Here is a 7,577-nt window from a genome sequence, read left to right as displayed (position 1 = left end):
GGAAAAGGAAAGAACGAAGCACCTCAATCCATATCAGCATAATGAATAAAAGTTATAAATGAGCAGTAGGAATCGTTCCTACTGCTTTTTGTCTTATATAATCTTTACACTTACTAATATCTCAAGAACTTTTAGTAGGATATATTCTTTTCTAATTGGTGTGTATAGAATCAAATGCTTTTCGTGACTATTGTACTGATCGAAATGTCGAATTTAAATGAAAGTTGAAGCGAAAAGACCATTTTAAAAAGAAGAGAATTTTATTATTTATTAGGGTCTTTTCGCAAACGTTGCTGTTAAGTCATAGATAGGAGAATAAAGCCCTAGTATTCCTCGTTAAATGAGGAGCAAGGAAGCGAAAATTTCCGCACAAAAACAATGTGTGTTCTTTAAACCTCATTTACGAAAACAGCGATTTATTAAAACGAGTACATAACATTTACATATTAAAACGTGTGAATAGATTATTGAAACCAAATCATGTATTCTTTATAAAGTGAGAACACGCAGGAAAGAAGGAATGTTATGCAGAATGTAGAATTCAACAGGAAAACGATTGTCATCCTTTTACTCGCTGGATCATTTATTGCGATTTTAAATCAAACGTTAATGATTACAGCAATCCCGCCGATTATGGTAGAGATGGGCATAACCGCAAATACTGCTCAATGGTTGACGACGGTATTTATGTTAGTAAACGGGATTATGATTCCTATCAGTGCTTTTTTATTAGAACGGTTTTCGACTAGACAACTATTTATCACAGCGATGAGTATTTTTGCAGCTGGAACATTAGTGGCAGCAATTGCTCCGAATTTTCCAATGCTCCTGATTGGTCGAGTGATACAATCTGCTGGTGCAGGAGTAATGTTACCGTTAATGCAAACTGTATTTTTAATGATTTTCCCTGTTAATAAGCGTGGGGCGGCAATGGGACTAATTGGTCTCGTTATTTCTTTTGCACCTGCCATTGGTCCGGCGTTATCAGGGTATGTGACAGAACATTATTCGTGGAGAGTGTTATTCTATATCATTTTACCTATTGCTATTATCGATATCATTATCGCCTTTTTTGCATTAAAAAATGTGACAGAACTACGGAAACCAAAGCTCGATATTCCATCGATTATTTTGTCTTCCTTCGGGTTTGGCGGACTTCTTTACGGATTTACGTCGGCAGGTAATAATGGCTGGTCCTCTATGCTGACGATTTTGACACTTACGGTTGGAGTAGTGTCACTTGTTGCGTTCATATTCAGACAATTAAAGCTAAAATATCCAATGTTGGAGTTCCGAGTTTTTACTTATTCGATTTTCCCATTTGCAGTGGCGATTGGAATGATCGCATTCATGGGGTTAATTGGGGTTGAAACGCTAATCCCTCTTTATATGCAAAACATGCGTGAATTTACAGCGTTTGAAGCGGGGCTTACCTTATTACCAGGTGCTGTCATTACCGGAATAATGTCCCCAATAGCTGGTAGAATTTTTGATAAATTTGGACCAAAGAAATTAGTGATGGTGGGCTTAACGATCATGACGCTTGCATCCTTGGCATTTGTCCGATTAGATACTTCAACTTCGTTAGTGTACTTGACTACAATGTATGGTTTCCGCATGTTAGGATTATCGATGGTGATGATGCCAATTGCGACGGCAGGCTTAAATCAACTACCGAAACGATTAATTCCACATGGAACAGCAATGGATAATACAATGAGACAAATTGCTGCTTCAGTTGGAACGGCCATTCTTGTCACGGTTATGACGACTTCTGAAGTGTCAGCAGCAAGAAGAGAAATCGTTAATCCTGATATCTATGGAGCGAATGTAGCTTTTATCGTAGTGGCAGTCTTATCATTTTTAGGACTGATTATTTCGTTTTTCATAAAAGACAAGAAAGTTTCCCAGGAAGAGCTGGAAGAAAGAGATAAAGAATTAGTAAGAGAATAAAAAATGACTTTCTTAAAAGGACCAGTTTCCAAGCATTGTACAGCTTCACAATGATGGAACTGGTTCTTTTTACGTAATGGTAGCTATATCAGGTACAATAATGTGTATAGTGATAGTCAAAATGACATTTCATGAATAAACTGTAAGAAGCAGTAGCTGACTTTAATCAAGAGGTGATGTCATGTTTTCTGTTTCCCAAATGCAAGAATTTTCTATGTTTTCATTTCCTCATATCATTACATTTTTACTATTCCTCTTTCTTTGTTTAGGATTAATAATGTACAGAATCAAGCTTAAGCCATTTCACTTATCTATTAAATGGACTTTGTTTAGTATTTTACTATTATGTGAGCTATCTTTTCACACTTGGTTAATTCTAACTAATCAATGGGACGTCAAGGATTTGCCACTACAGATGTGTTCACTAAGTACGTTTTTAGCGTTGTACTTATTCATAAAGAAAGATGAAAGAGTTTTTAATCTTCTGTACTTCATTGGTCTCCTTCCTGCCATTTTAAGTATGGTAACACCAGAGCTTGAATACCAATTTCCTCATTTTCGTTTTTTAAAATATTTCCTTCATCATTCCGCTATCCCACTAGCTGTTCTATATTTCATCTTATACGAGAACTACAGAGTACCGAAAATGGCAATTGTAAAAAGCTTCTTGATGTTGAACATTATTGCTTTCCCCATCTTTTTCTTAAATCAGCTTCTAGACACTAATTTCTTCTACTTAGCTAGTCCCACTGAATCGGAAACCATTTTATCCTTCTTCGGAAGCGGAATTTGGTATTATATCAATCTTGAAATCATCGGCTTACTGGTCTTTTACATTACTTATTTGCCTATGGGGATGTTGATCAAAAAGGAAGGCTATAATTTGTAACTACATTATAACGACCGTAATTATTTGCTATAATGGAACAATAACCCTATAGTGCTTATAGGAATAATCAAGAGTGCTCTAATGTAAAGGAGAGAAATTATGTCTTTAGAAGAAGGATTTATAGATGTTACTGGTGGGAAAGTCTGGTACCAAGTTCATAATAGTCATGTAGAAAATATCCCTGTTATTATTCTTCATGGCGGACCGGGCTCTTCCCACTATTCCTTACAAGGTTTAAGAATATTAGGGGAAGAGCGTCCGGTTATTTTTTATGACCAGCTTGGCTGCGGGAAATCCGATCGTCCGAAAAACCCCGAACTATGGAATCTTGATCGCTTTGTAGAAGAATTAAGTCAAATAAGGAAGGCTCTACATCTCGATAAACTACATATTTTAGGGCATTCATGGGGGACGACATTAGCTGCTGCCTATCTACTAACTAAACCTAAAGGAGTCGAAAGTGTCATCTTTTCCAGTCCATGTTTAAGTGCTCCACTTTGGGCAGAAGATCAGGAACGTAATCGAAAGCTTCTGCCCAAAGATGTACAGGAGACATTAATGGTTTGTGAAAAAAATGGCACAACAGATTCAGAGGAATATAGTAGTGCTACGAAAGAATTTAATAAACGATTTGTATGCCGTCTTGACCCCATGCCAGTCTTCTTAAAAGAAGGAGCTAAGTTTAAAAATCCTGAAGTATATAAGATTATGTGGGGACCATCAGAATTTCATGTTACTGGAAATTTAAGAAACTTTGATTGTACGTCTGAACTTAAGAATATTGACATACCAGCGCTCTATACATGTGGACGTTTTGATGAAGCTACGCCTGAATCTACTGCGTATTTTAAAAGCCTTACACCAAACGCCAAATTTCATGTCTTTGAAAAAAGTGCTCATATGCCATATCTAGAGGAAATGGAAGAATATGTACACGTGGTGAATGAATTTCTACACAATGTTGAAGAGTAAATAGATTAACGTGGGGAAAGAGGATACAATATATGAAAATTGATGCGCCCAAAATCACACCAGATTTACCGTCAAGGAATTTCTATGACATATTTAACAGTGAAGAACTAGAATTAGAAACCTGTGAAGTAGTGGATGCGACTTTTGAGTACGAAAAGACGGATCGGATTCGTTTATATGATGTGGTGTTTAAGAATGGTAGTTTTATGAATACAGATTTTAGTCAAATTGATATGACTGATGTGATCTTTGAGAATTGTGATTTATCGAATGCGAAATTGAATAAATCTTCTATTCATCGAGTGATTTTTAGAAATTGTAAGCTAGTTGGAGTAGACTTTACTGATTCTCGTTTTGGAAATGTGAAGATCATTGATTCTGTTTTAAATTTTGCATTATTTGGAGATTCAAAATTTGAAAAGGTACTTTATCTTAATAGTAGCCTAAAGGGAACAGATTTCTACAACTGCAAATTTAAAAAAATTCAATTTCAAGAATGCCAGCTTGATGGAGCGAATTACAGTGAAACCTCTTTAAAAGGGATTGATATCAGTACATCAACATTCGATGAACTAACGATTGATATAAAGGACTTAAGAGGATGTAAGGTCTCAAGTTTCCAGGCAATACAATTTGCAACTCTATTGGGGTTAATTATTAAAGACTGACAAAAATTTGAGTCAGTCTTTTCTAATGATTGTTTTCACATAGATTGTCGTAAATGTTTACGTTACGTTTTGGAGTTGGTGGACCGAAGTGGTGTATTTTGGTGGATTGATTGGGGACAATCAGGTATTTAATAGAGTCTAGTGACTGAGAAATTTCTGTCAGAGGCTCTTAATCAAGTCATTGAATCATTGTATTTTAGGCAAAAGGGAAGTGGAAAGATGTTAACTGGTTTTTTAGGTATTGGTATTGGATTTGGTTTGGCGACACAAACTGCCATTAATTCGCAATTAAGAAAATTTGTAGTTTCTCCATTTTTAGCTTCATTTATATCGTTTTTAGTCGGGACAGTTTTCTTGGCTATTGCGACATTCATGAGTGGTTCACGATTGGGAATTCCTTTAAGCATGTTCACAAGTCAGCCTGTTTGGATTTGGTTTGGAGGAATTTGTGGTGTTATTTTTCTAACGACCAATATACTGCTTTTCCCGAAATTAGGAAGTGTTCAAACAACGGTAATGCCTATTTTAGGGATGATTGTCATGGGGATGTTAATTGATCATTTCGGTTGGTTTCACTCGATAAAACAGCCATTTGAATGGAGTAGAATTTTCGGTGTTTTCTTTGTTTTATTAGGAGTTATTTTAGCTGTGGTTTTACAGGAAGTCATTCTTAATCGTCGTGAATCAGCTTCGCTCAAACATAATCATTTAAATCAGTGGATATGGCGTGTTGCTGGAATTGGAGCAGGAATGTTAGTAGCCATCCAAGCAGCAATCAATGGACAATTAGGTGTGGTTCTTGAATCACCTTTTCAATCATCTTTTATTTCATTCTTTATTGGTTCTTTAACATTATTAATTGTAGTGGTTATTAAAGAACGCAAATTTACGAATATGAAGGAACCTATTAAACAATCTGCACCTTGGTGGGTTTGGATTGGAGGATTAATCGGTGGACTATATGTATTAATTAATGTTTATCTTGTTGGTCAAATTGGCACAGGACAAACCGTAGTTCTTGCTCTTTTCGGTCAGATTGCTGGAAGTCTTATAGTGCAGCAATTTGGATTATTTAAATCGATTAAGAATTCCATTGCTTTCATCCAAATATTAGGTTTAATGATTATGCTTGTTGGAGTATTTTTAATAAAAATGGTCTAATGAATCGGAATGTAGAGTAGATCTATTTATATTCTTTTTTTATGTTGGTTTGAGGTTATAGTAATAAAGAAGTATTTAAAAAATACATATTAATCCATTTTTAAAGCTAGGCTATCATCTGACGAATTTGCTCATTTGAAACTTATCCATCTATCATCCGTACTAGCTTATATAGGTTCATTACAGGAGGAATATCTTATGAGTAATATCTATCTGTTTTCACTAATCGCTGGATTAGCTTCTGCACTAGTGCTAATTCCCTTTACGAGTAAAAAAACGAATAAAAAAGAAGAAAAGAAATCAAAAACGAAACTGCTTATTATCGCAATAATTTTTATTATCATGGCTATTTTTGCCTTCTATTATCTGACAAATCTAGACCGAAACTTTACGTCTTTATGGGGATTAGCGATTCCTGTTACCCTTTTGGGGACGCTTCTTGCTTCAGGTAAGGAAAGAATGATTAAAGGAGTATTATTCCTTGGAAGTTTAGTTGTTGGTGCAGTGTTCTTATCCGCATTCTTGTTTAATGCTGACGACAAATATGAGATTGCAAAGATGAACGAAAAAACTGAAATAGAAACATTTGATGAGACAGAAACACCAGCAAGTGTCCCACCAAAATTTGCGCGTAATAAAATGAAGAAAGCTTTTGGCCAAGTACCAAACACGAGCTATTATGAACTTGGGAACTTACAAATTCAAAAAGTTGATGGAAATTATGTTTATATTGCACCTGTTGAATTTTCTGGTTTCTTCAAATGGATGAATGGAGATACGACACCAGGTTATTTCACGATTAGTGCGACTGACTCAAGTGATAATCCAAAATTTATGAAAGCAGAAATGGAATACACACCATCCTCGTATTTTCATAAGAATTTAGAACGCCATATTCGGATGAAGTATCCAAATTACATTTTCTATGGGGATGTACAATTAGAAATTGATGAAGAAGGAAAGCCATTTTATATTCGTTCTTATGGTCAATTCATCTCTGGACGCAATGGTTTTGATGTGCAGGGAATTGTTATGGTAGATCCGAAAACAGGGCAAGCTAGCAACTATTCATTATCAGAAATTCCAGCTTTTATTGATGGGGCCGTTTCACCAGAAGTCGTCAGCTTACAAAATAGTTACTATGGTAATTATATTCATGGTTTTTGGAATAGTAAATTTGGCAAAAGAGATGTCAAACTTCCTTCTGATGAAGGGACAGAGGCAAATGTGAGCCCGATTTTTGATGAAAATGGGGAAATGTATTACTTCACTGATTTTACAAGTCCTAAAGAAGGTGTAGACTCAATGCTTGGCTACTCCCTTACGAATTCTAGAACAGGTGAAGCTACTTATTATACCGGTGATCTTGAACAATCCTATATGGATTCACAAGGTGCTCTACAAATTATTGATAAGCGATTTATTGAAAAGAAATGGAATGGCGAAATGCCGGTCCTATATAATTTTTATGGAGAGGCCAGTTGGTTGACCCCAGTACTTGATTCAAACGGGTTCTTACAAAATTATTTTATTGTGTCCGCTGCAAACCCTGAAATTTCGGTATATGCGAATACACCAAATGAAGCATTAAAGCTGTATAAAACAGCATTGCAACGAGGCGGTGGAAGTGTGGATGGAACTTCGAAAGCTGAGGAAAAGCAAGTAAGCGGTACGGTCGTCCGAGTCTACAAGGAAAAGGTTGGCGATTTTACGACTATCACTTTCTTGTTAGATAACAAGAAAAGTTATGTTATTTCATCTGAAAATAGTCCATTTGTTATCTACTTGCAGGAAGGCGATAAAGTGAATGTCCGCTACTTGGATACTGGAGAAGTGTTTATGCCAGCGAAAGAAGTTGTGATTGAAGGATTGGAATAAATTTTTGGAAGAAAGGCTGTTATCTCAATTGGGATAGCAGCCTTCGTATTTTATAG

At 35.8% G+C, this 7,577-nt stretch carries 6 protein-coding genes; all 6 read left to right on the top strand.

Going from position 1 to position 7,577, the window contains the following annotated elements; translation table 11 throughout:
* Nucleotides 1-525: 525 nt before the first annotated feature.
* The 6 genes from BMSHG_RS00455 to BMSHG_RS00430 all read left to right on the top strand — a co-directional run bounded on the left by BMSHG_RS00455 (nt 526) and on the right by BMSHG_RS00430 (nt 7,521).
* Complete coding sequence (locus tag BMSHG_RS00455) at nt 526-1,953, top strand: MDR family MFS transporter (RefSeq protein WP_019152462.1); 1,428 nt, start codon at nt 526-528, stop codon at nt 1,951-1,953.
* Between the two features lie 181 nt (nt 1,954-2,134).
* A complete protein-coding gene (locus BMSHG_RS00450) occupies nt 2,135-2,842 on the top strand; it encodes a YwaF family protein (RefSeq protein ID WP_019152461.1) in 708 nt (235 codons plus the stop codon).
* Between the two features lie 99 nt (nt 2,843-2,941).
* Nucleotides 2,942-3,814 carry a proline iminopeptidase-family hydrolase gene (locus tag BMSHG_RS00445; protein ID WP_019152460.1) on the top strand — a complete coding sequence of 291 codons (873 nt, stop codon included), beginning with the start codon at nt 2,942-2,944 and terminating at the stop codon, nt 3,812-3,814.
* Nucleotides 3,815-3,846: 32 nt separating this feature from the next.
* The gene (locus tag BMSHG_RS00440) at nt 3,847-4,482 is read left to right on the top strand and encodes a pentapeptide repeat-containing protein (protein WP_019152459.1); all 636 of its coding nucleotides are present in this window, start codon (nt 3,847-3,849) and stop codon (nt 4,480-4,482) included.
* 219 nt (nt 4,483-4,701) lie between these two features.
* Nucleotides 4,702-5,643 (top strand): DMT family transporter, encoded by a 942-nt coding sequence (locus BMSHG_RS00435; protein WP_019152458.1) that lies wholly within the window; start codon nt 4,702-4,704, stop codon nt 5,641-5,643.
* Between the two features lie 198 nt (nt 5,644-5,841).
* Complete coding sequence (locus BMSHG_RS00430) at nt 5,842-7,521, top strand: hypothetical protein (RefSeq protein WP_019152457.1); 1,680 nt, start codon at nt 5,842-5,844, stop codon at nt 7,519-7,521.
* Nucleotides 7,522-7,577: the final 56 nt, after the last annotated feature.

It is taken from the genome of Robertmurraya massiliosenegalensis JC6, from assembly GCF_000311725.1.
Lineage (GTDB): Bacteria > Bacillota > Bacilli > Bacillales > Cytobacillaceae > Robertmurraya > Robertmurraya massiliosenegalensis.
Note: the sequence above shows the minus strand (reverse complement) of the source record. Positions and strands in the feature narration are given on the sequence as shown.